A 26,163-nucleotide genomic window follows, 5' to 3' on the forward strand; every position below is an offset into this window, starting at 1 on the left:
TGAAGGACATTCGCTTGAATACATATGTGAACTTATTATTGACATATGTGTACATTGTGAAAATAGTGTCTCAAATGGCTCAACAAGGCACCAGAGGAAGAGGCACCCGTCATGTCGAACGATCCGCTTTTGCAACCGTACCAACTCAAACATCTGACACTGAAAAACCGTATCATGATAACGAGCCATGAGCCGGCCTATCCCGAGGACGGGATGCCGAAGGGGCGGTATCTCGAGTACCATCTCGAACGTGCAAAAGCCGGGGTCGCCCTCACCATGACGGCTGGGTCGGCCTCTGTCGCACGCGACAGTCCGCCGGTGTTCAACAATATCCTGGCATGGAAAGACGAAGTCGTCGGCCATATGAAAAAACTCACCGAGGCCTGTCATGACGAAGGCTGTGCGGTGATGATCCAGCTGACCCACCTCGGCCGCCGCACCCGTTGGGACAAGGCCGACTGGCTTCCTGTTGTGTCTCCCGGCCACGAGCGCGAGGCGTCTCACAAAGCCTTCCCGAAAAAAATGGAAGACTGGGACATTGCGCGGATCATCGAGGATTACGCCGATGCCGCCGAGCGCATGAAAGCCGCCGGTCTCGACGGGGTCGAAATTCAGGCCTATGGCCACCTGATGGATCAATTCTGGTCGCCGCTGACCAATGACCTCGATGGGCCTTATGGCGGGTCGCTCGACAACCGTTTGCGCTTTACCTTCGACGTGCTCGAAGAAATCCGCCGCCGCTGTGGTGAAGATTTCCTTTTGGGGGTGCGTTACACCGGAGACGAACAAATTCCGGGTGGTTTCGACGCGACCGAAGGGGTTGAAATTTCGCACCGTCTTAAAAACAGCGGGCTGGTGGACTTCCTCAATGTCGTGCGCGGTCACATCGATACGGATGCCGGGCTTACGGATGTCATCCCGATTCAGGGGATGAAGAACGCGCCGCACCTCGACTTTGCCGGCGAGATCAGGAAGGCGACGGAGTTTCCGACTTTCCACGCGGCCAAGATCCCGGATGTGGCAACAGCGCGCTACGCGATTGCCGAGGGCAAGGTGGATATGATCGGCATGACGCGGGCGCACATGACGGACCCGCATATCGTGCGCAAGATCGCCGAGAAGCGCGAGGACGACATTCGCCCCTGCGTCGGCGCGAACTACTGTCTCGACCGTATCTATCAGGGGGGCTTGGCGTTCTGCATTCACAACGCGGCAACCGGTCGCGAAGAGACCATGCCCCACAGCATTCCCGAGGCGACCGAGAAAAAGCGCGTCACCATCGTGGGGGCGGGGCCGGCTGGCCTTGAGGCGGCGCGTGTTGCGGCGGAGCGGGGCCATCATGTCACGGTGTTCGAAGCGGCAGACAAGCCGGGTGGTCAGATCCTTTTGACCAGCTTGCAGGAGCGGCGCCGCGAGATGATTTCCATCATCGACTGGCGGATGACACAGTGTGAAAAGCTCGGTGTCGTGTTCGAATTCAACACGTTTGCCGATGTCGATGACGTGCTCGCCACCAACCCGGACGAGGTGATCATAGCGACCGGAGGCCTGCCACATATCGAAGTGTTGTCAGAGGGGAACGATCTTGTCGCCTCTGCCTGGGATATCCTGGCCGGGGATGTGAAGCCGGGTCAAAATGTTCTGGTCTATGATGATGCTGGCGATCACGCCGGACTTCAGGCGGCGGATCTTCTGTCCGAAGCTGGCGCAACGGTCGAAATCGTGACCCCGGACCGCAGCTTTGCGCCGGAAGTCATGGCAATGAATCTCGTGCCCTATATGCGCAGGCTTCAAGCCCGCAATGCGACATTCACCGTGACATGGCGCCTGAAATCCGTGGCCCGGTCCGGCAACGCGCTGATTGCCACGCTCGGCAGCGATTATGGCGATTTTGTCCAAACGCGCGAGGTTGATCAGGTGGTCGTCAATCATGGGACGCGCCCGCTTGACGACCTTTACTTCGATCTCAAACCGCGGAGCAGCAATCTGGGCGAAGTGGATTACGAAGCCCTCGTGGTCGGGAGCGCCCAGACTGTCGTGAAGAACCCCGAGGGACGTTTCCGCCTGTTCCGTATCGGGGATGCGGTGGCCAGTCGGAACACACATGCAGCGATCTACGATGCCCTGCGCCTCGTGAAAGATCTTTGACACAGTGCCCCTTGTCTGCGTCAGCGGTTGCGGGCTCAGGGCATTGCCAACTTGCCGTAGGCTGCGGTGGAGTTTAGGCGGTCGTCATGAAAATGCGCCCGGTGTGGGACTGGGCGCATTGTCTGTGAGCGGGGGCGTCAGAAATAGGCGTCCGTGATCAGCTCGCGGTTCTCGGCAATCGCCTCTGCGGTGCTCGCGAGACGTACCTGACCCTTGCGCAAGACGACGATGTCGGAGGCCAGTTGCAGCGCCACTTCGACGAATTGCTCCACCAACAACACGCCGACGCCCGAGGCGGCGAGTTCAGACACCACGCCGACCAGACGTTTGACGATCAGGGGGGCGAGCCCCAGCGACATTTCGTCGATCAGGACATAGCGCGGCCGGGCCATGAGGGCGTGGCCGATGGCGAGCATCTGTTGCTGGCCGCCCGACATGGTGCCCGCGATCTGGCGTTTGCGCTCTGCCAACTCGGGGAACAGCGCATAGATGCGGTCGAGCGCCTCTTTGGTTTCCGAGAGTGACAAAAGCGAGGCGGCCGCGCGCAGGTTGTCATCGACGGAAAGCTTCGAGAGCACCTGATGCCCCTCCGGCACGGCGGCGACCCCGGCGGCGCGAATGAGGTTCGGGGCCTGTCCGGTGATCGGCTTGCCATCGGCGCGGATCTCGCCGCCCGTGACGGGCAAAAGCCCCGCGATGCCCAGAACCAGCTCGGATTTGCCCGCACCGTTTGCGCCCAAAAGCGCCGTCACCTTGCCGGGTTCGACGCTGAGCGAGACGTCTTTCAACACCGCAATGCCGTCTTTTTCGATGGTCACACCAGAAAGCTCAAGCATGCTCTTCCTCCACGTCAATACCGAGATAGGCCGCCTGAACCGCCGGATCGCGTAGCACCTCCGAGGTCGGGCCAAAGGCCACGCGTTTGCCGAAATCCAGCACCAGCGTCTCGGCGCAGATACGTTCGATCAGTTCGACGTCATGGTCGATCACAAGGACCTTCGCGCCGGTCAGATCGTGAATGCCGAGGATCAGATCGCCCAGACGTTCGGTCTCTTCGGGCGTCAGGCCGCCAGCGGGTTCGTCGAACATGATCATTTTCGGGTGGCCGATGACACAGCGGGCGACATCGGTGAGACGGCGCTCGAAGGTGTTGAGATCGCGGCCCATCTTGCCCAAAATCCCGGTGACACCGGCAAACTCCGCGGCGCGTTCTAGGTCGGCACGTTTCTCCACCCGCGCCCCGCGCAGGTGATCGGTGATCGCCATCAGGTTCTCGCGCACGGTCAGGTCATTGGCGATCTGTTCCTTTTGGAACGACCGGCGCAGCCCCCATTGCACGCGTTTGTGCGGTGCGAGTTTGACCAGATCGGTGCCCTCGACAATCACATGGCCGTTGTGGGCGTCGAGAAAGCCGGAGATCACATTCATCGTCGTCGTCTTGCCCGCGCCATTCGGCCCGATCAGGCCCGAGACATTGGCGGAAAACTCGGCGCCGATGTGATCGAGCGCCACGACGCCGCCGAAGCGCACGGTGAGATTCTCAATGGAAATCATGCCTTGGCTCCTTTGTTGTCGGATTTGCGGCTGGGGATGAGCGTGCGGATGGCGCCGTTGATCTGACCGGCCAAGCCATCCGGTGCGGTCATCACAGCGTGCAGAAGCGCTGCGCCAAAGATCACCAGCGACAGGTCGGCATCGACGCCCCAGTTGTTCAACAGCCCCGGCACGACACGGAACAGCACGGCGGCGATCACCGCCCCGTACCAGAACCGCGCGCCGCCGACGATGACGAGGGCAAAGAGCATGACGCTTTCGCTGGCGCGGAAGGTGGCGGAGTCCAACAACCCAAGGCTTCCGGCCAAAAGACCGCCGCCGAGACCGGCGAGCAGGCCGGAAAGGCCAAAGGCCCAGGTCTTATAGAGCGTGACATTGACGCCGGAGGCCAGCGCGGCGGCTTCGGATTTGCGGATGAGCGCCCAGGCGCGGCCCGGCGCCATGCGGCGATGCAGCTCGATCAGCACGAAGCCAATGACCAGCCAAACCATCGTGTAGCGCAGATAGGCGGCGTCGCTTTGGGCCACGACAGGCCGGCGCATGTCGGCGGCAAAGGTGGTGCCGACGCCCCAGAAGCCTTCCGCGCCATTGGGGAATTGCTTGGCGGTGAAAACGATGTCGAGACCGGCGGCAAACATCAGCGTGATCAGCGCCAGATAGAGCCCGCGCATCCTCAATGCCGGAAGCGCGATGAGATTGCCCAGGAACATGGTGACAGCGCCCGCAACCATCAGGTTGATCTCGAACGGGAAGTTGAAGGCGTGGTTCAACCTGAGCGTGACCCAGCCGCCAACGCCCATGAGGCCGACCTGCACGAGGCTGACCATGCCGAGGCGGGTGTAGAGGAACCCGGCGCCCGCGGCGGCCAGAGCAAAGGTGGTGGTCGAGGTGAAGATCTTGACCCATTGCCCGCCCGCAAACGCCGGCAGCACAAGGATCAGCGCAAGGCCCAGGACGGCCCAGATCGTATTGGTGGTCGAACGCATCAATCGTCTCCCGCGAAGGTCAGGCGGCGGCCGCGGTTCATCGCCAAAAGGACGAGCGCCGCGATCACGAAGGGCGCGATGGGGCGCACCTGTTTGAACGTGTCGGAGAAAGTGAGAAGGCTTTCGATCACCCCGATGGTCAGCCCGCCCATGAGCACGTCGGGCAGGCTTTGCAGGCGGCCACAGATCGCGGCGGCGATGCTCGGGATGACCATGAAAGTGATGACGGAGGGCTCAAGCCGCACCAGGTCGCCGAACATCAGGCCCGTAAAGCCGAACAACAGACCCGAGAGGCCCCAGGCCATGGTCTCGACCCTCAGGATCGGGATGCCGATCAGTGAAGAAATCGAACGGTTGTTGGCCAGCGCGCGCATCTGAAGCCCGACGCGGGTGACGTTGAGCGAGACGGTGATGCCGATCACCAGAAGCACGGCGGCGGCGACCACGATCAGACGGGTCACCGTGACCCGCAGCCCGCCGATCATCACGGCCATGCTGTCGGTCGGCAGGGAAAACTTGCGCGGCTCATCGGGAAAGATGAAGGCCACGACGCCAAGGATCGCGATGGCGTAGCCCAGCGAGGCGACGGCCTTGACCACGGGTTCGCGCCAGGCCATTTGCGGCGCGATCATACGGCCATAAAGCAGCGCCAAAGCCACGCCGATCGCGAGGCCCAAGGCCCAGGCTAGCGGCCCGAAGAGGCCCAATTGCGCGAATTGCCAGGCGGCCATGACGGAGGCCATGCCGATGGCGCCTGCGGAGAGATTGAGCACGCCGGTGGCGCGGTAAAGCACCACAAGCCCGATCCCGCCAAGCGCGTAGAGCGAGCCCACGGCGAGGCCCGAGACGATGAACATCCCCTGAACCATGGCGGGTTTGCCCGCCCCCAACCAAAGCGCAGTTCCTGCGCAGACTGCGAGGCACAACGCAGCCGTCCGTAGCACTTGCCACATGATCTTTCCCCTGATTTCTGCCCGTTTCTGGCGGGACTTCAAAAGGATGCCGCGCCCCCTGTTTCGGAGGCCGTAAAGGCGCCAGGGGGCGCGGCGGGTCTGCGTTGGGAGATCAGCGCAGGCCGAGCGCCGCTTCCTGTTCGAAGATCGGCGCGAAATACGGGCTGTCGTATTCGTAGCAATCCCGCACGGTCTCAAAACCACCGTCCTTGAGAACGACCATGGTGCCCGCGTGGTTCGGCATGTGACGCGCGGCGTCGCCGACGTAGAAGGGGCCACAGACCAGATCGCTCTGATAGCCGCTGATCGCGGTGATGGCGTCGGTCACCTTCGCGCGGTCGTCGAGATCGGCGGGGTCCATGCCCAGAAGCGTGTCGACAAAGATCTTGGCCGACAGGAAACCCGCCTGGCTGAAGCTGTCGCGCGGGTCCTTGGCGTCGCCGTAAGCGTCCATCACCGCAAGCCAGTTCGTCGCATCCTCGCCGCCCTTGTCGAAGGGCGTCATTTCGGTGTTCACGAAGAGCTTGCCGTCCCAATAGTCGCCCAGAGCCGCCGGCGCGTCGCGGTCATAGAGCGGCGTGGAGGAGGCCCATTGGTAGGCGTCGCCCAGCCCCTGTTCCTCGGCGGCCTTGAGCACGGCTACGGCGAGGCCAACGGGCAGGTTGACGATGATCGTGTCGGCGCCGGAGGCGATCGCTTCCAAGAGGCCGGAGTTCACGTCCGGCGAGGCCGGATTGAGGTAGACACCGGTGCCCGAGAGGCCTTTGGATTCCATGTATTCGACGGCCGCGCCACAGGACCACGGGCCGGAGTTCGGGATGGTGAGCGCGATACAAGACACGTTTTGCGCGCCTTTTTCCTCGACCATATACATCGCTGCGCCGATGGACGACGGAAGCGGGCCCTGGTTGGTGGAGACGATGTTGGAGCTCTCGAAACATTCAGACGCGGCACAGGCGGAGGCCATCGTCATGACATTCTGCTCTTTGTAAAGCCCGGCGTTCACGGACATTTCCACGAAGGACCCATTGCCGACCATGGCCACGACCTCTTCGTCCACCAGAAGCTTGGAGGCGGCTTGCGAGGCCAGTTCCGGGTTCCACTGGTCGTTTTCCACGAGGTACTCAATCGGGCGACCGTTGATGCCGCCATTGGCGTTCACACAGTCGAAATAGGCGCCCGCCGCGGTGGTCGAGGACGAAAAGTCCCCCGGTGCCGCGTTGCCGTGGATGCCACCCACCTTGATCGGCGTGCCGGTCGCGGCCTCGCCCGTGTTGGCGCCACAGCTCGGGGCGGCAAAGGCCGCACCGGCTGCAAAGATCAGGCCCATCGCGGTGCCTGCGGTCTTGAGTGTCTTGATCATTGTCTTTCCTCCCTAATTAACGTTGCGGCCTCAGGTGGCCGCAACACTCTCCTTGCCGGTGATGAAGCGCGAACAGCGTTCCGCGATCATGATCACCGGCGCATTGGTGTTGCCGGATACGAGCGTCGGCATCACGGACGCATCGGCCACGCGCAGCCCCTCCAGACCGCGCACCCGAAGTTCGTTGTCGACGACCGACATCTTGTCGCTTTCCATACCCATCTTGGCGGTGCCGCTGGGGTGGAACACGGTCTTGCAGGTCTGGCGCACGTAGTCGCGCAGCGCATCCATGTCGTTTTCCAGACCCTCAACGGGGAGGGCACGACGTTTGATGAATTTCTGCATCGCAGGCGCATTCATGATGTCGATGGCCTTGAGCACGCCGCGGGTCAGCACCTCGAGATCGTCACTGTCGCGGAAGGTCGCCGCATCGAAGAGCGCCTTGTCCTTCGGGTCAGACGAGCGCAGCCGCACGGAGCCGCGCGATTTCGGACGCAGGAAACAGGGGGCGATCTGAAAACCATGCGCCTCGATCGGGTCACGGTCGACCCAACCCGCCATGAAGGGGATGCAGTGGAATTGGACGTCCGGCTGGCCCGCGCCGGAGACATCGGCGAACCCGCCGCATTCCACCACGTTGGAGGCCACGAGCCCGGTGTGGGTCAACAGATAGCGCAGCATGTGACGCACGGCCTTGAGACCCTTGTCCTCGCGGTAAAGCGAGATCGGCTCATAGGTTTCGCCCTGCACCGTGCTTTCCATATGGTCCTGATAGTTCGAACCGACACCCGGCAGATCGGCCACGACCTCGATCCCGTGTTCGCGCAGATGCTCGGCGGGGCCAACGCCAGACAGTTGCATCAGACGCGGGGTCTCGATGGCACCGGCACAGAGGATGATTTCGCCCTTCGCGGTCATTTTGCGCCCGTCTTCGAGCGTGACGCCGGTGGCGCGTTTGCCTTCGAACAGGATCTTGCCGACGCGGGTCTGCGTCATGATCGTCAGGTTCTTGCGCTTTTCCGCCTTGCGCAGAAAGGCCTGCGCGGAGGACCAGCGGCGGCCATTGTGGGTGGTGGACTGATAAAAACCGACGCCCTCTTGCTCGGCGCCGTTGAAATCCGGGTTGTAGGGCAGGCCAGCCTCCTGACCCGCGCGGATGAAGGCGCGCGACAGCGGGTGTTTGTGCGGCGCTTCCGAGACGCGCAGCTCACCGTCGGTGCCGTGGAAGGTGTCGGAGAACACCATGTTGTTCTCGACGTCGCGAAACGCCGGCAACACGTCCTCGTAGGACCAGCCCTTGTTGCCCAATTGCGCCCATTGGTTGTAGTCGTTGGCATGGCCGCGAATGTAGATCATCGCGTTCACCGACGAGCCGCCACCGATGACATGGCCCTGAAGCACCACGGATTCGCGCCCGTTCACGCTCTCGTCGCGCTCGCCCACGTAGGGAACGATGTCGCGGCCCTTGTCGATGACTTTGAAAAAGGTCGAGGGGATGTGGATATAGGGGTGGCTGTCGCGATGGCCGCTCTCGATCAGAAGGACGCGTTTGCTGCTGTCTTCCGAGAGGCGCGAGGCCATGACACAGCCCGAAGACCCACCGCCGACGACGATGTAATCGAATTCCTGAGACATGTTCTTCCCCTTAGATATGAAGGACCTGGATCTCGGTGTTCTCGAAGAGACCCTCTTCGCCGAACTCCCGGCCGATCCCGGACATTTTGGCGCCACCGAAGGGGGCAACCGGGTTGAGACCGCCGTGGCTGTTGATCCACGCCGTCCCGCATTCGAGCCGGAGCGCCAGCGCCTTGGCTTTCTCGATGTCTTTCGACCAGATCGAACCGCCGAGACCGTTTTCGCTGGCGTTGGCGGCCTTGATCGCCTCTTCCACGTCGGTGAAGCGGATGATCGGTAGGGCGGGGCCGAATTGTTCTTCATGAATGAGCGGCGCGTCGTCCGGCAGGTCGGAGACGAGCGTGATCGGGAAGAACAGGCCTTCGTCGGGGGCGCCGCCCAAAAGGACATTGCCGCTCTGGACCGCATCGGCGACCAGCTCGCTGACCTTGTCGAATTGCATCTTGTTGGCGATGGGGCCCAGAACGCTGGCCTCATCGAGACCGTTGCCCATCTTGACCGTGCGCGCATAGGCGACGAGGGCGTCACAGACGGCGTCGTGGATGTCGTCATGCACATAGAGACGCTTCATCGCGGCACAGGTCTGGCCGTTGTTGATGAAGGCGCCCCAGAACAGCTTTTCGGCGATCTCTTCGGGGTCGCAATCGGGTAGGACGATGCCCGCGTCATTGCCGCCCAGTTCGAGCGTCAGGCGTTTCATCGTGTCGGCTGCGGATTTCATCACCCGCGCGCCGGTGGCGCAGGAGCCGGTGAAGACGATCTTGCCAATATCAGGATGGGACGACATGGCGGCGCCGATGTTGTCCAGCGTGTCGTCCGAGGTCACGACGTTCAGAACCCCCGCCGGAAGCGTCGCGGCCATCGCGGCGACGACCTGAAGCGTGGAGAGCGGTGTGAAGGGCGAGGGTTTGATCACCACGGTGTTGCCCGCACGCAGCGCCGGCACGATGTGCCAGATCGCGATCATGACGGGCCAGTTCCACGGCGTGATGGAGCCGACGACGCCGATGGCCTTGCGGTGCAGCTCGACCCGGCCTTCGTTATTGTCCTGAAGCACTTTCACCGGCAGCTCGAGGCTGGCGGTGTGGCCGGTCCAGGCCATGGCGCCGCCAAGTTCGAAGCGCGAGCCCATGCCGTTCAAAGGCTTGCCCTGTTCGAGTGTCAACGTGTGGGCGATTTCGTCCGCATTGGCCTCGATCGCTTTCACGAGCGCCGCACAGCGCGCCTGACGTTCGGCGTCGGGCAGCGCGGCCCAGGCGGGAAAGGCGGCCTTTGCGGCGGCGACGGCGCGGTTCAGGTCGTCCAGCGTCGCATTGGGCGCGCGGCCCACCAATTCGCCCGTCGCGGGGTTGAATACATCAAAGGTTTTGGAACCGAGGACGCTTTGTCCGTCGATGGTCATGCCGAGTTCCAGCATAGTCTCTCCTCCCATATTTCACCTGTAACAATGCTGCGACACAGGCGGTGGGTCTTGGACTCTGGCGACATCAAACCTTGCGGGGTGCGACAGCGAAATGTCGCATTGACGTATTAATTAACTTGTAAATTAAATGGTGCCGCGGCATGCTCTGTCCATGTTACCCCCTGTGAAATATCCCGAAACCTCGGTTGACGCCTTTGTCGCGGACCTGCGGTCGGTCTGCGGTCAGTTCGACGTGCGTCCCGGCAAGGAGCGGGTCAATATGCGCGGTGGCGCGCTGTTGGACACGCGGGCGGGCATCGAGATGGCACGCATCGCGATGGATGTGCAACAGGTTGTGCGCACACAGAAATCCGTGAAACAGGAAAGCGGCGAGCATTATTTCCTGATCGTTCAGGAAGAGGGCAAGGCGCTGATGAGCCAGGCCGATGTGTCGGTGATGATGTCGCCGGGGGACATGGTTCTGATCGACAGTGCCGCGCCCTCGGAATTCACCTTTTTCGGCCATTTCAACCGCCAGCTCTCGCTGCACCTGCCGCGTGCCGAACTGCATTCGCGATTCGGCTATGATCTGTTGCAGGGCGGGCTGAGCCTGCCGCGACACGATCCGACGAATATGGCGCTCTATGGTGTTTTGGCGAAAGTGTTCAGCACGACAGAGGCCAACAATCCGACCAATCATTACCTGCGTGAGGCGGTGATGGGGCTGTTGGGGGCGATGCTGCATGAACGCTCGGGGCGCGAGGATTTTGCGGGGATCGACTCGGATCTTGGCAGTTCGCATGCGCTCACCGCGGCGCAGGCCTATATCGACACGCATTACCGCAACCCGGAAATGTCGGTGCAGCTCATGGCCGACGATCTGTGCATGTCCGTGCGCCAGATTCAGCGCGGCTTTGCCTCGATCGGCACGACGCCGACGAAATATCTGATGCTGAAACGGCTGGAACACACCCGGCGCGGGCTTGAGGATCGCAAGGCGGGACGGCGCGATGACCTGATCGCCTCGATTGCCTATGAGGCAGGGTTTTCCGATCTGTCCTATTTCAACCGCTGTTTCCGGCAGGCCTTTGGTCAGACGCCGAAAGAGTTTTTGAAGCTGGATATTTTGCAGGCCTTCTGAACGAGAACAGGCAAACAGAAGCGCCCACAAAAAACGCCCCGGAAAACCGGGGCGCTTTTGGTTCTGTGGTCTCGGATCAGAGCGGGAAGAAGACGTTGGTCTGACCGGTGCCCGAGGAGGGGAAATACTCGGTGATGACCTCGGCCTTGCCCTTGTACTGATCCCAGCCAAGCGCGCCGTAGAGCATGATCGTGTCATGCATGTCGCCTTCGCCATCGCAATATTTGGCGTAGTCCGGCAGCATTTCGAGGAACAGCTCGTGCTCACCGTTCTGCCAGAGTTCGAGCACGCGGCGGTCGACCACTTCGTTGAATTTCGACGAGATGGTGAAGGTGCCGTTGTTTTCCGCATAGATGTCGTTCGGCCAGATCTGGTGGCTGAGCGAGCCGGAGGCGATGAGTGCGACCTTGCTGTCGGATTTCCTGATCGCTTCGGCAATCGAGGCGCCCAAGCGGCGGGATTGGGCGAGCGAGTGCACGGTGCACATGGCGGCGACCGAGACGACTTTCAGAGATTCGTCGTGGTCCATGTTCATGTAGCGCATCGGCACGAGGGTGCCGTATTCGAGATCGAGGCTGTCGACCTGATGGCTCAGCGTGTAGACATCATTGGCGCGCGCGGTTTCGGCGATCAGATCACCCAGAGCCGCGTTGCCATCATAGGCGTAGGGCATGTCCTTGATGAATTGCGGGAACTCATGCGAGGTGAACATGCCTTCGAAATGATGGTTGGCATTGATGTGGTAGGCCGCGTTGACGAGCCAATGCGTGTCGAGCACGACGAATGTGTCGGCGCCGGCTTCGCGGGCGCGACGGCCCAATTCGCGATGACCGTCGATGGCGGATTGGCGCACACCTTTCAGCGGACCGTCCAGCTCGGACATGACCATTGTCGGAACATGCGTGACCTTGGCGGCCATTACGATTTCACCCATGGTATCCTCCCAATATTATTGAACATGTTAAATATATGCGTGGTGCCCCTCCCGAAATCCTTGATCCACATCAAGTGGGACATGTTTTTCGGGAGGGAAAGCCGTTTTGTTGTCGTCAACCGGCGACCAGCCAGAGCGAGATTGCCGGGAAGGCAATCAGGATCAACAGGCGCAGGATGTCGGCGATCCAGAAGGGCAGGATGCCTTTGAAGATCGTCTTGAGCGAAAGATCCGGCATGGTCGCCTTGAGCACGAAGACATTCATGCCCACCGGCGGGGTGATCAGGGAAATCTCGGTCACCACGACCACCACGATGCCGAACCAGATCAGCGCGTATTCCGGATCGTACAAAAGGTCGAGACCGAAATCGAGCTGATACATCAGCGGATAGAAAATCGGCACGGTCAAGAGGATCATCGACAGGCTTTCCAAAACGGTGCCGAGGATCAGGTAGATCACGATGATCATCGCCATGACGACCCAGGCATTGACGTCGAGCCCTTCGACGAACGAGGCCAGTTCATCCGGCAGACCGGCGAGGTTGATGTAGTTGGAAAACACTTCCGCGCCGATGATCACGAGAAAGATCATCGCAGTGCTGATCGCGGTTTCCATCAGCGATTGCCAGACCTCGGCGAATTTGGCGTGACCGGTCACGATCACCATCAAAAGCGCCATGCCCGCGCCCATGCCTGCGGCTTCGATGGGGGTGAAGAACCCGCCATAGATGCCGATCATGATAAAGGCGAAAAGCGCAACCGAGAGGATCACCCCGTAGAGACCCTCGACCGGGTGGTCGTCCAGATCGTAGTCCTTCGGCGCCAGTTTCGGATTGACCAGAACGGCGGCCCAGACGGCCAGAACATAGCCCAAGAGGCCCAGAAGACCGGGGATGACGCCCGCGAGGAACAGCAGCCCGATATCGCTCTCGGTCAGGATGCCGTAGATGATCAGGATCACCGAGGGCGGAATGAGAATGCCAAGCGTGCCGCCCGCCGCGATGGCGCCGGCGGAGAGGCTGTCGGAATAGCCGAACCGGCGCAACGAGGGCATGGCGACCTTGGACATGGTCGCAGCCGTGGCGAGCGAGGAGCCGGACACCGCGGAAAACCCACCACAGGACAGCACGGCGGCCATGGCAAGGCCACCGGGCAGATGCCGCACGAGGCGCTGGGTGGCGGAAAACAGACCCGAGGCAACACCCGAATGTGCCAGAAGGTTGCCCATGAAAATGAACAGCGGGATCACCGACAGAGAGTAGGAAAACACCGTGTCGAACGCGGTGGTCGACAGCATGGTCAAGGCCACGGGCACGCCCCGCAACAGGGCGAAGCCGACGGTGCCAACCACGATCATGGCGATGGCGATCGGCACGCGGAACACCGCGAGCCCCAGCAAGATGATGGTGGCGATCAACGGTTCCAGCATGTCAGACCTCCTGACGCAGATGTTCGGGAATGAGCGCGACCATGCCGCTGAGCAGATAGGTCAGCGCCGCCAGCGCCGCCACGGGCCAGACCGGCAGGGCGAGATCGTTGGTCCGCGCGCCTTCCTCCATCAGGCCCAGCCCATGTGAGGCGACGGTCCAGCTGAGGATGAAAAACACCACGGCCATCATCGTGCCGCCAAAGCGCCCGGCGAGGCGCTGGGTGTTGTTGGACCAGACCTGGCTCAACAGATCCACCTCGACATGCGCGCCTTTGAGCGTGGTCAGGGGCAGCGCGGTCAGCACCAGATCGGCGAGAAGGATTTGCGTCAATTCGAACGCGCCGGGCAGGGGGCGGTCAAAGACATAGCGTCCGATCACATCCACGACCGTCACCGCCACCATCATCAGGATGAGGGCCGCAGCGAAAGCGGGCAAGACGCGTTCCACGAAGAAACGAAGCCCCCTGAGGGGCTTCGAGTTGAGATTGTCGAGGGAGCTCATTGTGCAGGCTTTGCGGTCTGCATGGCGGCCAGCGCTGCGGCACCTTCAAAACCTTGTGCGGTAACCGCTTCGACCCAGGCGTCTTCGAGCGGGGTGGCAATGGCTTCGATCTGGGCCAGAACGGCGTCATCAGCCGGGTAGACCTTGATGCCCGCCTTGCCGGTGGCGTCATAGCCGGTCGCATCCGCATCGTCCCAGGCCTTGCCTGCCAGTTCGGAAAAGGCGGCCCCGGAGACGGACATGATCGCCTCCTGGTCTTCGGCGGAAATGCTGTCCCATTTGCCTTCGTTCATCACGAGGAACCACGACGTGTTGTAGAGCCCGCCGGGGACGGTCATCACATCGGTGATGTGTTTGTCGAGTTTGAAGGCGCGCACGGAGTCCATCGCCATGCAAAGCCCGTCGATCACACCGCGGGTTAGCTTTTCATAGACTTCGCCGGAGGACATGAAGAGGGTGGTGGCGCCAAGGCCGTTCATCAGATCGGCCGGGTAGCCGCCCGGGGTGCGGACCTTGAAGCCGCCGAAATCGTCGGGGGCGGCGAAATTGCGATCCTTGGACAAGAGAACGCCCGGACCGTGGGTGAAGAGGCCCAGCACATGGGTGCCTTCGTGTTCGCCCGCGGCGTCAAGCTCCTGGGTGTAGACGTTCCAGAAATTCGTCGAGGTGGTCACCGCGTCATCGCCCAGGAAAGAGAACTGACCCACGCGGGAGCGCAGAAAACGGTCGTCGCTGGTGAAGCTGTGCAGACCGTAGGTGATGTCGGCCACACCGTCGCGGGCCATGTCAAAATGCGCGGGCGGCGCACCCAGCGGCTTGGCCAGCACGCGGATGGTGACGCGGCCCTCGGTCACCTCTTCGACCTGCGCGGCCCAGGGCTTGATCGCGCCGACGACCAGCGGATGGCGCGGCGGCAGCCAGCTGGAGAGCACAAGCTCGGTTTCCGCGAAAGCGGGCATGGCGCTCAGCGCGGCGGCAAGCGCCGTTCCGGTCATAAAGGCGCGTTTGGTAATGTTCATACTGATCCTCCCAGTTTGAGATGAGGGACTTGGCGCTCATGTATGTGTCTCCTCCTCCGAAGCCAGAAGACACGCACCTCATCCACAATTAAGTTAACATGTTAATTTAGGTGCGGGCAAGCATTGCCGCCCGGCACCGATCACATTGGCGTCAGGAAAACTTGGCTTTCAGCCCCGTCAACCCGGCCCGCAGCACGCCGACATCAGAGCCGACGGCGAGGAATTCCACGCCCAACTCACGATAGGACTGCGCAAGTTTCTGATCCGACGTCAGAATACCTGCCGCCTTGCCCGCTGCCTTGATGCGCTTGAGCGTGTCGACCACGACCTCCTGCACTTCAGGCGCGCCGGGCCTGCCGAGATAACCCATGTCGGCGGCCAGATCGGCAGGGCCGACAAAGACGCCATCGACGCCCTCGATCGCGAGAATCGCATCGAGCGCCGCGACACCCGCCATGCTTTCGACCTGAACGAGGACGCAGACCTCGTCATTGGCGGTCTGAAGATAATCGGGGATGCCGTTGTACTCGGAGGCACGCGCCAGCGCCGCGCCGACACCCCGCACACCAAGGGGCGGGTATTTCATCGAGCGCACGACCTCGGCGGCCTGATCGCCGCTCTCGATCATCGGCACCAGCAGGGTTTGCGTGCCGATGTCGAGCATCTGTTTGATCTCGGCGCGGTTGTCGTCGCGGGTGCGCACGATCACCTGGCTTTTGTCGCCGGCGCCACGCAATTGGGCGAGCACATCGCGCAGCCCATTGGGTCCGTGTTCGCCGTCGATCAAGAGCCAGTCAAAGCCGATCCCAGCGGCCAGTTCGGCGGCTGACGGATCGCCCAAGCCCAGCCAGAGGCCGATCTGAACGTCACCCGCCTTGAGGCGGGCTTTGAAGGTGTTTTTTGAAGCAGGCATCTGGTCCTCCCTTATTCGAAATTGACGGAGACGGTGCCGAAAGGACCGTAATCGGCCTCGATCCTGGTGCCCGAGGGGCATTCGATCGGCGCGATGAAGGAGCCCGCGAGCACAACCTGGCCCACCTCGATGCGCTGGCCGTATTGGCTCATGCGCTCGGACAGCCAGACGATGCCCATCACCGGATCGTTCAACACGGCGGCGCCAAGACCGGTCGAAACGACCTCGTCATTCTTGCTGAGGATCGCCCCGACCCAGCGCAGATCGAACGCCTCGGGCGCGTGGCGTTGTGGCCCCAAGACGATGCCCCCGTTGGCGGCATTGTCGGACACGGTGTCAAAGATGACGCGGGTTTTGCCGGTCTGAGGGTCGGCGCGCAGGATGCGGGTGTCGAGGATCTCAATCGCGGGGGCGACGAAATCCGTCGCCGCCAAGACATCCTCCCGCGTGACCTTGCCCTCGAGCGGGGATTTCATCACGAAAGCGATCTCGGCCTCGATGCGCGGCTGGATGAAACGGTCGGCGGGCACGGTGCAGCCATCCGCAAAATCCATGTCGTCATAGATCACGCCGCTGTCCGGCGTCGTGATCCCCAGAGCGTCCTGCATGACCTTCGAGGTCAGGCCGATCTTCCAACCGATGATCTCGCGGCCCTGCGCCAGTTTCTGCGCCATTTGCGCAGATTGGATCTCATAGGCGTCATCCAGCGTGATATCTGGATGTTTGAGCGACAACAGCCCGATCTGTTGGCGCGTCTCTTCGGCAGTGAGGAGCGCGGCGGCGGCCGCATCGATGTCGGATTGGGCGAGCATCACTCGTCCTCCACACCGTTGCGCAGCATGCCGATGCCCTCGGCCTCGACCTCGACCACGTCGCCCGGCTTGAGCCAGATCGGCGGATCGAAGCGCGCACCGGCACCCGTCGGCGTGCCGCAGACGATGACGTCACCCGGCACCAGCGTGCAGAACGTGGAGACATAGTTCACGATGAAGCGGAAATCGAACATCATGTTCGAGGTCCGGTCCTGCTGGCGCACTTCACCGTTCACGCGGGTGGTCAGCTCGATATCGTCGAGCTGGGAGGCGTTGCGGAAGGGGACGAGCCACGGGCCGATGGAACCGGTGCTGTCCCAGTTCTTGCCTTGGGTCACGTTGAATTTCGCGTGGCGGACCCAATCGCGGATCGTGCCTTCGTTACACAGCGTCAGCGCGGCGATGTGATCATAGGCATCTTCCTTCGCGATGCGGCGACCGCTTTTGCCGATGACGATGGTGACCTCGCCCTCGTAGTCGAGCTGATCGCTTTCCGGCGGGCGCACGAGATTGCCGTCATGGCCGGTAAACGAGCGCGGGAAGCGGATGAACATCGAAGGTTTCGTCGGCTGCGACTGACCGTCTTTGTATTCCGCGTTACGGTCCGGGAAGTTCACGCCGATACAGATCAGCTTTTCAGGGCGTGCGATCGGGATGAGGTAGGTGACATCCTCTTCGCGGTAGGTCGGCGCGCGGCCTTCGGAGGATTTGAGCACCTCTTCGAGCGCACCGGCCTCGACCACCTCTTGCAGCGTGGCGAAACGGCTGCCGTATTCGGGCGTCATGTCGATGATGCCGGCGTCAGTGACCACGCCGTAACGGTCGGCACCATTGGCGTGAAAGGCGGCAATGCGGGCTGGAATGGGTTTCATAGGGCGTGCCTTTCTCAGACGATCCCGCCGAAGCAGAGATATTTGATTTCAACGAATTCCTCGATGCCGTATTTGGAGCCTTCGCGGCCCAGACCCGAGGACTTGATCCCGCCAAAGGGGGCTTCGGCGGTAGAGATGAGACCGGTGTTGATGCCGACCATGCCGTATTCGAGCTGTTCGCCGACCTTCCACGCGCGTGCGAGATCGCGGGTGTAGAAATAGGAGGCGAGGCCGAATTCAGTGTCGTTGGACATCGCCACGACATCGGCGTCCGTGTCGAATTTGAACAGGGGGGCGACGGGGCCAAAGGTTTCCTCAGATGCCACGGCCATGTCCTGGGTCACGCCCTTGATCACGGTCGGCTCGAAGAACAGCCCCCCCAGCGCGTGCGGCTTGCCGCCTTGGATGACGGTGGCGCCTTTGCCGGTGGCGTCGGCGATATGTTCCTGCACCTTGGCGACGGCATTGTCGTCAATGAGCGGGCCGAACACGGTGTCCGCGTCCATGCCGTCGCCGACTTTCAGCGTCGACAGGCGCTTGCCGAGTTTCTCGGCGAAGGCGTCATAGACACCGGATTGCACGTAGATGCGGTTGGCGCAGACGCAGGTCTGGCCGTTGTTGCGGAATTTGGAGATGATCGCGCCTTCGACCGCCGCGTCGAGATCGGCGTCGTCGAACACGATGAAGGGCGCGTTGCCGCCCAGTTCGAGCGCGAGCTTTTTGACGGTCGGCGCACATTGGCGCATCAGTTCCACGCCAACCTCGGTCGAGCCGGTGAAGGTCAGTTTGCGCACCACATCCGAGCTGGTCATCACGCCGCCAATTTCCCGCGCGGAGCCGGTGAGCACAGAGAAGAGACCAGAGGGCAGGCCCGCACGTTCGGCCAGAACCGCCAGCGCGATGGCCGAAAACGGCGTTTGCCCGGCAGGTTTCAACACGATGGAACAGCCTGCGGCCAGTGCCGGGCCCGCCTTGCGGGTGATCATCGCATTGGGGAAGTTCCACGGTGTGATCGCGGCGACAACACCGATGGGTTGCTTGATGACCACGATGCGCTTGTCGGCGGCGTGGCCTGGAATGACGTCGCCGTAAACGCGGCGGGCTTCTTCGGCGAACCATTCGATGAAGGAGGCGCCGTAGAGAATTTCGCCCTTGGCCTCTGCCAAAGGCTTGCCCTGTTCGAGGGTCAGGATTTCTGCCAGATCGTCGGCGTTTTCCACCATCAGATCATACCAGCGGCGCAGCACGGTGGCGCGCTCTTTCGCGGTTTTGGCAGCCCAGTCTTTTTGTGCAGCCTCAGCAGCGGCAATGGCGGCTTCGGTCTCTTTCGCGCCCAAGCGCGGCACGCGACCGATCACCTCGCCCGTGGCCGGATTGGTCACATTGATCCCGTCGTCGCCAGCGGCGATCCACTCGGCGCCGACAAGGGCGGCCTCTTTCATCAGTGTCGGGTCTTTGAGCATGGGGATGTCCTCGAAAACAGGTCTTGTATGTGGGGGACAGGCACATGGTCGCGCCTGTCCCGGAGGTGTGATGTCGCCTTACGGCGCGATGATCGGGGAGGCCGCGAGCGTGCTTTCCTGCGGCGCGATGCCTTTGAAGGTGGAACCGTGCTCGAACCAGCTGCGCGGCGCGGGTGCGCCCCAGAGCGTCTGGCGCTGCGGGTCTTTCAGATCCCATTTGATCGCCTCGAGATCCGGGTCGACCGTCTGGTAGTCGGAGCAATAGATCTCGATCCGGTGCCCATCGGGGTCCAGGATGTAGAGGAAGAAGGCGTTGGAAATGCCGTGACGGCCCGGACCGCGCTCGATGTTGGTCACGTAACCGGTGGTGGCCATCAGGTCGCACAGATCGATGATGTTCAAAGGTGTCGGCACCCAGAAAGCCGTGTGGTGCAGGCGCGGGCCCAGACCGTTGGTGAAGGCAATGTCATGCACGCCGCCCTTGCGGTGGGTCCAGGCGGCCCAGAGCTTGCCGCTCTCTTCGTCCTCGGTGTACTCGGTGACGCGGAAGCCGATCTCGTTATAGAAGGCAACGCTTTCGTCCACCGACGGCGAGTAGCAGTTGAAATGGTCGATCCGCAGCGGTTTGACGCCGTGGTAGAGCTCGTATTTCTGGTGGATCGGCGACAGGCGGTCCATCTGGAAATAGAACTCGATCGGCATGCCGTAATTGTCGACGGTGGCCAGCGTGCGGCCCTGATAGGGACGCTCGACCCACTCGGTCGCGTGGCCTTTGGATGTGAACCAGGCTTCGGCCTTGTCCAACTCTTCTTCGGCGAAGACCTTGAAGGACAGGGATTTCACTTCGCTGACGTCGGATTTCTGCAGCACCATGCAGTGGTGACCACGCTCTTCGAGCGCGCGCATGTAAACGGTGTCGGCGTCTTCATCGGTGACCTGAAGGCCGAGGATGTCGACGTAGAATTTGCGGGAGGCGGCAACGTCTTTCACACCGAACACAACGTGGCTCAGGCGGATGATGTTGAACGGGGGATAGAGATTTGGGGCCGGGATGGGCATGTCTCTTACTCTCTTCTTCTTGTGCGATTGTCGTTTGTGGGAGAGGTGATCTACGCCACCTCTCCGAAGATCATGAAGCGCGTCAGCCGCCGAGTTTCGGCACTTTGTGATACTGACGCGGGAAGGAGACGTTGACGGTCTCCATGTAGAAATCGAACGACCAGTCACCGCCGTCGCGGCCGATGCCGGAGGCTTTGACACCACCAAACGGCGAAGGCAGGTGACGGACGTTTTCCGAGTTCACCCACATCATGCCGGCCTCGAGATTGTCGGTCATGTACATGGCGCGGTTCAGGTCGTTGGTCCACAGATAGGCGGCCAGACCGTATTCAACGTCATTGGCGAGTTTCAGCGCCTCTTCGTCATCCTTGAACGGGATGGCGGTGAGCACCGGGCCAAAGATCTCTTCCTGCGCGATGTCCATGTCATTGGACGCGTTGGTGAAGAGCGTCGGGCGCACGAAACAGCCCTCTTCGCCCACCTTTTCGCCGCCTGCGGCGATGGTCGCGCCCGAAGCTTTTGCCTTGTCGAAGTACGACAGAACCTTGGTCTCGTGTTCCGGGTGGATCAGCGGGCCGACCACGGTTTCCGGGTCGAGCGGGTGACCGACCTTGATGCGGCTGGCAACATCGGCGAGCTTGGCGGTGAATTCTTCGTAGATGCTGTCCTGCACGAGGACGCGCGAGGACGAGGTGCAGCGCTCACCATTCAAGGAATAGATCATGAAGGCGGCGGCATCGACCGCGCGTTCCATGTCGGCGTCGTCGAACACGATGACCGGGTTCTTGCCGCCGAGCTCAAGGTGGAAGCGCTTCAGCGTGTCGGCACCCTGTTTCATGATCAGCGAGCCGGTGCGGCTTTCGCCCACGAATGCAATCGCCTTGATGTCCTTGTGCTCGGTCAGGGCCTTGCCAGCGTCTTCGCCAAAGCCGTTGACGAGGTTCAGAACACCTTTCGGCAGACCGGCCTCTTCGGCAATCTCAACCAGCAGTTTCGCGGTCATCGGCGAGAATTCGGCGGGCTTGTGCACGACGGTGCAGCCGGCGGCCAGCGCCGGCGCGATTTTCCAGGTCGACAGCATGAACGGCGTGTTCCACGGGGTGATCACACCGATCGGGCCGATCGGGCGACGCGAGGTCACGTTCATCTGGTTCGGGTTCCGGAGCGCCAGACCGTCTTCGGCGGTCGGGGCCTGATCCGCGAAGAAGCGGAAGTTGGCGGCGCCGCGAATGGCGGCCTTGGACATGAAGCGCAGCGCCTGGCCGGTGTCCATGCATTCGGTGAAGGCGATCTCTTCGGCGCGGGCCTCGATGCCCTCGGCCACCTTGATCAGGATGGCGCGACGCTCTTTGCCCGGCATTTTGGACCAGGTTTTGAAAGCCTCTTTCGCAGCCGCAACAGCCGCATCGATGTCGCTTTCATCGCCCTTGGCAACGGAGGCCAGCACCTTGCCATCGACCGGCGAGGTGGTCTCGAAGACCTTGCCGGATTTGGCGGGCACGCTTTCGCCGCCGATGTGGTTCAGAACGCCGATTTCGGCGAATTTGGCCATATAGGCCTTGGCTTTGGACAGGTTCTCTTCGAGAGCGCTCATCGTCTTTCCTTCAGCTTTTGCCCGACAGGCGGGCGTGAATGGGGGTGTCTTTCCAGCTCAGCTCCGGGTTGATTTCCCGGATCTCGAGCGAGAGGGCGAAATGAGGGGTGGAGAGAGGACCTTTGAGCGCCTCCTGCACGGCGGCGAAGATCTCGTCTCCCGCGGCCTTCAGGGCTTCGGTCGAACGACCGGCCCCGACCGAGAGGGTCAGTGCGGCAAAGTCGTTTTCCGCCAGCGCGTCGCCCACGATCGCCACATCTGCCTTGTGCGCGCGGACACGAATCCCGGCTTTCGGGAATATTCCGGCTTTGAGCATGGCCTCGTAGGCCTTTTCACAAACGCCTCTCATATCAGCGCGCGCCTCCAGGCCCGCTGAATATTCAATCGCTAGATGCGGCACGAATCTCTCTCCCTTACTTGTTGCTTAACATGTTAAATGTAATTCTGCTTGTCAACCCGTCCACAATCTCCGATGGAAAATGACAAAAAGGAGAACCCGAACTGATGGCGCCAGAAACGCATCCTGATACGCCCCCGGAGACGCGCAACGATGGCTTCGGGCTGGCGCGAACGCACCGGACGCTTCCCATCGCGCTTTTGCGTGCCCGCGAGGTTGTGATGGAGCGCTTCCGCCCCATGCTCGCGGCGAATGATGTCACGGAACAGCAATGGCGCGTGATGCGCGTGCTCGAAGAGGCGGGGGAGACGGATGCCAGCTTTTTGGCGAACAAGGCCTGTATTCTTGCGCCGTCGCTCACGCGGATCATGCGGACACTGGAAGCACGGGGGTTCATTCAGGCCCACCGGGACGAAGCGGATGGGCGCCGTACATTGGTCGAGCTGACGAATGCCGGGCGCGCCTTTCTGCACGAGCTCGCGCCGACCAGCGCAGCCATATATGCGGACATCGAGGCCAAGGTTGGCCAGGACAAAATCGAAGTGTTGCTGGATCAGATCGAGGATCTTCTGAGCGCGCTCGAATCCCACTGAGATTGCGCCAACATAACCTTCTGATCCCGCGGCGGGAGACCGGCCGCCCTGAGAGGCGAGACGGGTAGAGCTATGAGGCTTTGGGACATGTCCAGAAAACCCGACCGTCCGGTCTGGGGCTGCGAATCCTCATTCAACCCGGGCCCGGAGTGGCCTATTCCGAACCGCCCTGTGCGCCAAAGCTGTCGCGCCATTTGGCGATGAATTGCGCGCGTCTGTGACGATCCATGGCGACGAGCAACGTCGGGTCGATCGGGATGTAGCGCTCAGAGCTGTCGGATTGCGCATTCACATCGCGATCGCTCTCCTGGATCAGATCGACGCTTGTGAGAAGACCGCGCCCCTCGGCAGACAGCAGGAAATCCAGAAAGGCCCCGGCCAGGACCTTGTTCTCCGAGCCTTTCGGGATCATCAGCCCGCGCGACAGAAACATGGTATAATCCTCGGGAAAGATGACGCCGATGTTCTGCTTTACCCCCGAGTTCACATAAGAGCCCAGGACATTATAGGCGATTTTATACTCGCCCTGCTCCACGCTCGCGATGATCTCGGCCGAGCAGCAGGTGGCGACGGCCCCGGCCCGGGCAAACGCTTCCATGAGACCGCCGAATGTGGTCGCCTGCTGGCTGTCCATGAAGGCAAAGAGAAAGCCGAGACCGGAGGTTTCGATATCGTAAGTGGCGATCTTTCCGAGATACTGATCCGTCGAGCGTCGCATCAGGTCGAGCAGGGCAAAGCGGGTGCGCGGCACTTCACCTGCGGGCACCAGATCCTTGTTGTAGATGATCACCGCAGCTTCGCGGCTGATCCCCCAGAGCTCGTCGCGCCATCTGCGCTGCCTCGGCAATTGTGCGGTGAGCTCCGAACGATAGGGGGAGGCGCAGGCGCGGTTGACCAGATCCACCATCTGATGCACCCCCGAGGAAATCACCACATCGGCCGACCCGCCCTGGCCATCGCAGGCTTTGCGGCTGTCGGCATAAAGCGCGTTTGATCCCCATTGTTCGTACTGCAGTTCAATCGTCGGATTCGCCGTCGCAAAGGCGTCGAGCAGAGGGGCGAAGATGGCGAGATCCGTGGTTGAACGGATCAGCAGCGCGGCGTGCGGCGCGGCCTCGCCGGCATAGAATGTTGCGGCGGTCTCCTGTGCCAGAGCGGCAGAGCCGAAGAGGCAAGCGGCGACCCCCATCGCCTGACGCAGGACGCGAAAACCACGGCTCATGAGGACCTCCTGTCAGGTTGCCTCTGGTCAGATTGACGTGGCAGGCGCAGGGCGATCCGAAACCCGGCCTCGGTCCGCCCCATCTCGACCGTCCCGTCAAAGGCTTTGGCCACGGCCTGCACGATCGACAGGCCGAGCCCGGCGCTGTCGCCTTTCGAGGCGGCCGTGCGTTCGAACCTCTGCCCGATCGATGTCATCACCTCCGCAGGCGGCCCCTCGCCACCGTCCTCGACCCAGATCAGCGCCTCGTCCTCAACGCACGACACGCCGAGGCGCACCGGCGGAACGCCGTATCGCAAGGCGTTGGTGAGCATGTTCTTGACCGCCTCGGCGAGCGAGATCTCATCGGCCAGGACAATCACCGCCCGATCGCCGATCGCGAGCTGGACCTCGGTGCCGGGGGCGAGGATCTCGTGATCGCTCTCCTCGAAAATATGCAGCGCCACATCGCGCAGATCGATGGCGGTGGGCGGCGCATTGTCGGTGCGATGCATCACCATGGCGCGGGACAGCATCTGGTCGAGCAACGTGCCGAGCGAGCGGGTGCGGCGGATCAGCCGCTCGAGCCGTTGAACCCGCCGCGTCTCGTCATCCTCCACGGCCAGTTCGGCTTGGGCCCGGATCGCCGCGACCGGTGTGCGCAGCTGATGTGCCGTGTCGGAAATCAGGTGTTTCATCGCGCCCACCTGACGGTCGAGCCGCTGCATGAAACGATTGAGGGCCTGGGTCATGATCGCGATCTCGGCCGGGCCATCGGCGGACATCGGGGTGAGATCGTAAGGATCGCGTCCCGACAGGTTCCGGGTCAGAATCTCGAGCGGTCGCATCGCCGAACGGATCACCAGAAACGCCCCGAGCAACAGCGCGATGCCGCCGATCCCGGTCACCGCCACCGCGCCCTTGGTCAGGTTCAATGCCATGGCATTGCGCGCCCTGAGCGTCTGACCGACGGTGACATAGACCGGGCCGGAAAAATCGCGCTCCGAAAACCGCCGCGTGACGGTGAGAAACCGTGCCGGCTCGCCCTGCAATTGCCCGTCGTAAAACACCGGTGTGCTCAGCGTGCTCCGCGGGGCATTGGTTGCCGGTGCGCTCTCATAGCCGGTCAGGACTTCGCCACCGGGCCCCTGAATGGCGTAGAAAATCCGGTCGTCTTCGGCCAGTGCCAGCAGGCCAAAGGCCGAGACGGGAATATCCGCGATCGGCTGGCCGTCGAGAATGGTGATGGTTTCCGCGATGTCATTGGCGGCGCCGAGCAGGATGCGATCAAAGGACTGGCGCGCCGCATTCCGGCCATAGGCAAAGGCGGCGATGGTGATCAGGATGCCCCCCATCGCCAGAAGCGACAGCACCCCGCCCATCACCCGCGACAGCAGCGAGCGCTCGGTGGGGGCGGGGCCAGTGCCCGTGCTGCCGAGTGACCTATCCATGGTCGGTCTGTCCCTGATCGAAAATCCGGTAACCGACGCCGCGTTGGGTCTCGATGGTGACGCTCGAGGCGGAGAGCTTCTTGCGCAGACGCGCGATATAGAGCTCGATCGCATTCAAGCCCACATCGGCATCGTCAAAGGCGAACAGCCCGTCATAGAGGCGTTTCTTGCTCAACGGCGTCTTCTGAGAGCGCAGCAACAAGCCCAGAAGAGTCGCCTCGCGCCGGGTCAGGTTGAGCGCCACGCCATCGAGGGTCGCCGAGAGCCCGGCCGGGGAAAACTGCAACGGCCCGAGCGTGACAACATCGGATTTCTGCTCCGCCTCGCGCCGCACGAGGGCACGCAGCCGGGCCTCGAGTTCGCGATGATCAAACGGCTTGATCAGATAGTCATCCGCGCCGAGATCGAGGGCCGAGACCCGGTCATCGACGGAAAACAGCGCGGTCAGCATCAAGACCGGGCTGCGGTCGCCACGGGCGCGCAGGTCCTGAAGCAATTCCGTGCCGTTGCGATCCGGCAGGTTGATGTCGAGCACCAGCGCATCGTAACGCTGCACGGCGAGGAAATCCTCTGCCGTTTCGCAGCTTTCGGCGAGGTCACAGGCCATGCCGGATTTGCGCAGCCGGCTGGCAATCGCCTCGGCGACATCCGCGGCGTCTTCGACAATCAATATGCGCATGCGCTCTCCCTTCGAGCCTCGCCGCCCGCCGTGACAGGTTGATGACAGCTTTGCCGATTACAC

At 62.0% G+C, this 26,163-nt stretch carries 24 protein-coding genes; 3 read left to right on the plus strand and 21 right to left on the minus strand.

Annotation, left to right across the window (positions count from 1 at the left end; translation table 11 throughout):
• The first annotated feature begins 111 nt into the window (after positions 1-111).
• A complete protein-coding gene (gene hpbA, locus BM151_RS14550) occupies positions 112-2,148 on the plus strand; it encodes an N-methyl-L-proline N-demethylase HpbA (protein ID WP_090061476.1) in 2,037 nt (678 codons plus the stop codon).
• Positions 2,149-2,285: 137 nt separating this feature from the next.
• Here the strand turns inward: hpbA and BM151_RS14555 are convergent, their stop codons facing one another.
• From BM151_RS14555 to BM151_RS14585, 7 genes are all read right to left on the minus strand, one after another.
• Complete coding sequence (locus tag BM151_RS14555) at positions 2,286-2,984, minus strand: ABC transporter ATP-binding protein (RefSeq protein ID WP_090061477.1); 699 nt, start codon at positions 2,982-2,984, stop codon at positions 2,286-2,288.
• Positions 2,977-3,702 (minus strand): ABC transporter ATP-binding protein, encoded by a 726-nt coding sequence (locus tag BM151_RS14560; protein WP_090061478.1) that lies wholly within the window; start codon positions 3,700-3,702, stop codon positions 2,977-2,979. The genes BM151_RS14555 and BM151_RS14560 overlap by 8 nt, the downstream gene beginning before the upstream one ends.
• Complete coding sequence (locus tag BM151_RS14565; protein ID WP_090061479.1) at positions 3,699-4,688, minus strand: branched-chain amino acid ABC transporter permease; 990 nt, start codon at positions 4,686-4,688, stop codon at positions 3,699-3,701. Before BM151_RS14565 ends, BM151_RS14560 begins: the two co-directional genes overlap by 4 nt.
• Positions 4,688-5,557 carry a branched-chain amino acid ABC transporter permease gene (locus tag BM151_RS14570; RefSeq protein WP_218151376.1) on the minus strand — a complete coding sequence of 290 codons (870 nt, stop codon included), beginning with the start codon at positions 5,555-5,557 and terminating at the stop codon, positions 4,688-4,690. The genes BM151_RS14565 and BM151_RS14570 overlap by 1 nt, the downstream gene beginning before the upstream one ends.
• Before the next feature lie 196 nt (positions 5,558-5,753).
• Positions 5,754-7,004 (minus strand): ABC transporter substrate-binding protein, encoded by a 1,251-nt coding sequence (locus tag BM151_RS14575; RefSeq protein ID WP_090061481.1) that lies wholly within the window; start codon positions 7,002-7,004, stop codon positions 5,754-5,756.
• Between the two features lie 30 nt (positions 7,005-7,034).
• Positions 7,035-8,639, minus strand: coding sequence for a GMC family oxidoreductase (locus BM151_RS14580; protein ID WP_090061482.1), 1,605 nt, complete (start codon positions 8,637-8,639; stop codon positions 7,035-7,037).
• Between the two features lie 10 nt (positions 8,640-8,649).
• Entirely contained in the window at positions 8,650-10,056 is a 1,407-nt protein-coding gene (locus BM151_RS14585; protein ID WP_245781223.1) for an aldehyde dehydrogenase family protein, read from the minus strand.
• Between the two features lie 169 nt (positions 10,057-10,225).
• Here BM151_RS14585 and BM151_RS14590 point away from each other — a divergent pair, with 169 nt between their 5' ends.
• Positions 10,226-11,182: a helix-turn-helix domain-containing protein gene (locus BM151_RS14590; RefSeq protein WP_177213164.1), complete on the plus strand. Its 957-nt coding sequence runs from the start codon at positions 10,226-10,228 to the stop codon at positions 11,180-11,182.
• Positions 11,183-11,258: 76 nt separating this feature from the next.
• On the opposite strand, the gene hpaD (BM151_RS14595) is transcribed toward BM151_RS14590, so the two are convergent.
• The 11 genes from hpaD (BM151_RS14595) to BM151_RS14645 all read right to left on the minus strand — a co-directional run bounded on the left by hpaD (BM151_RS14595) (position 11,259) and on the right by BM151_RS14645 (position 22,179).
• Positions 11,259-12,116 (minus strand): 3,4-dihydroxyphenylacetate 2,3-dioxygenase, encoded by an 858-nt coding sequence (hpaD, locus tag BM151_RS14595; RefSeq protein WP_090061484.1) that lies wholly within the window; start codon positions 12,114-12,116, stop codon positions 11,259-11,261.
• 115 nt (positions 12,117-12,231) lie between these two features.
• Positions 12,232-13,545: a TRAP transporter large permease gene (locus BM151_RS14600; protein ID WP_090061485.1), complete on the minus strand. Its 1,314-nt coding sequence runs from the start codon at positions 13,543-13,545 to the stop codon at positions 12,232-12,234.
• A gap of 1 nt (position 13,546) precedes the next feature.
• Entirely contained in the window at positions 13,547-14,047 is a 501-nt protein-coding gene (locus tag BM151_RS14605) for a TRAP transporter small permease (protein WP_090061486.1), read from the minus strand.
• Positions 14,044-15,066, minus strand: a complete 1,023-nt coding sequence (locus BM151_RS14610) for a TRAP transporter substrate-binding protein (RefSeq protein WP_090061487.1) — start codon at positions 15,064-15,066, stop codon at positions 14,044-14,046. Before BM151_RS14610 ends, BM151_RS14605 begins: the two co-directional genes overlap by 4 nt.
• A 151-nt stretch (positions 15,067-15,217) precedes the next feature.
• Positions 15,218-15,979: an aldolase/citrate lyase family protein gene (locus BM151_RS14615; RefSeq protein ID WP_090061488.1), complete on the minus strand. Its 762-nt coding sequence runs from the start codon at positions 15,977-15,979 to the stop codon at positions 15,218-15,220.
• Between the two features lie 11 nt (positions 15,980-15,990).
• A complete protein-coding gene (hpaH, locus tag BM151_RS14620) occupies positions 15,991-16,791 on the minus strand; it encodes a 2-oxo-hept-4-ene-1,7-dioate hydratase (RefSeq protein ID WP_090061489.1) in 801 nt (266 codons plus the stop codon).
• Positions 16,791-17,663, minus strand: a complete 873-nt coding sequence (locus BM151_RS14625; RefSeq protein WP_090061490.1) for a fumarylacetoacetate hydrolase family protein — start codon at positions 17,661-17,663, stop codon at positions 16,791-16,793. The genes hpaH and BM151_RS14625 overlap by 1 nt, the downstream gene beginning before the upstream one ends.
• Positions 17,664-17,677: 14 nt before the next feature.
• A complete protein-coding gene (locus BM151_RS14630) occupies positions 17,678-19,126 on the minus strand; it encodes an NAD-dependent succinate-semialdehyde dehydrogenase (RefSeq protein WP_090061491.1) in 1,449 nt (482 codons plus the stop codon).
• Between the two features lie 78 nt (positions 19,127-19,204).
• The gene (gene hpaD / locus BM151_RS14635) at positions 19,205-20,185 is read right to left on the minus strand and encodes a 3,4-dihydroxyphenylacetate 2,3-dioxygenase (RefSeq protein WP_090061492.1); all 981 of its coding nucleotides are present in this window, start codon (positions 20,183-20,185) and stop codon (positions 19,205-19,207) included.
• Between the two features lie 82 nt (positions 20,186-20,267).
• The gene (gene hpaE, locus BM151_RS14640; protein ID WP_090061493.1) at positions 20,268-21,779 is read right to left on the minus strand and encodes a 5-carboxymethyl-2-hydroxymuconate semialdehyde dehydrogenase; all 1,512 of its coding nucleotides are present in this window, start codon (positions 21,777-21,779) and stop codon (positions 20,268-20,270) included.
• A gap of 10 nt (positions 21,780-21,789) precedes the next feature.
• Positions 21,790-22,179, minus strand: coding sequence for a 5-carboxymethyl-2-hydroxymuconate Delta-isomerase (locus BM151_RS14645; RefSeq protein WP_090061494.1), 390 nt, complete (start codon positions 22,177-22,179; stop codon positions 21,790-21,792).
• A 104-nt stretch (positions 22,180-22,283) separates the two neighbouring features.
• Between BM151_RS14645 and hpaR the strand changes: the two genes are divergently transcribed.
• Positions 22,284-22,769 (plus strand): homoprotocatechuate degradation operon regulator HpaR, encoded by a 486-nt coding sequence (hpaR, locus tag BM151_RS14650; RefSeq protein WP_090061495.1) that lies wholly within the window; start codon positions 22,284-22,286, stop codon positions 22,767-22,769.
• 154 nt (positions 22,770-22,923) lie between these two features.
• On the opposite strand, the gene BM151_RS14655 is transcribed toward hpaR, so the two are convergent.
• From BM151_RS14655 to BM151_RS14665, 3 genes are read right to left on the minus strand one after another with little or no spacing between them, the layout of a single operon-like run.
• Complete coding sequence (locus BM151_RS14655) at positions 22,924-23,991, minus strand: ABC transporter substrate-binding protein (RefSeq protein ID WP_245781225.1); 1,068 nt, start codon at positions 23,989-23,991, stop codon at positions 22,924-22,926.
• Complete coding sequence (locus tag BM151_RS14660) at positions 23,988-25,421, minus strand: sensor histidine kinase (RefSeq protein ID WP_090061496.1); 1,434 nt, start codon at positions 25,419-25,421, stop codon at positions 23,988-23,990. Before BM151_RS14660 ends, BM151_RS14655 begins: the two co-directional genes overlap by 4 nt.
• Positions 25,414-26,100, minus strand: a complete 687-nt coding sequence (locus tag BM151_RS14665) for a response regulator transcription factor (RefSeq protein WP_090061497.1) — start codon at positions 26,098-26,100, stop codon at positions 25,414-25,416. The genes BM151_RS14660 and BM151_RS14665 overlap by 8 nt, the downstream gene beginning before the upstream one ends.
• Between the last annotated feature and the right edge of the window lie 63 nt (positions 26,101-26,163).

This window comes from Celeribacter neptunius, assembly GCF_900113955.1.
Classification (GTDB): Bacteria; Pseudomonadota; Alphaproteobacteria; order Rhodobacterales; family Rhodobacteraceae; genus Celeribacter; species Celeribacter neptunius.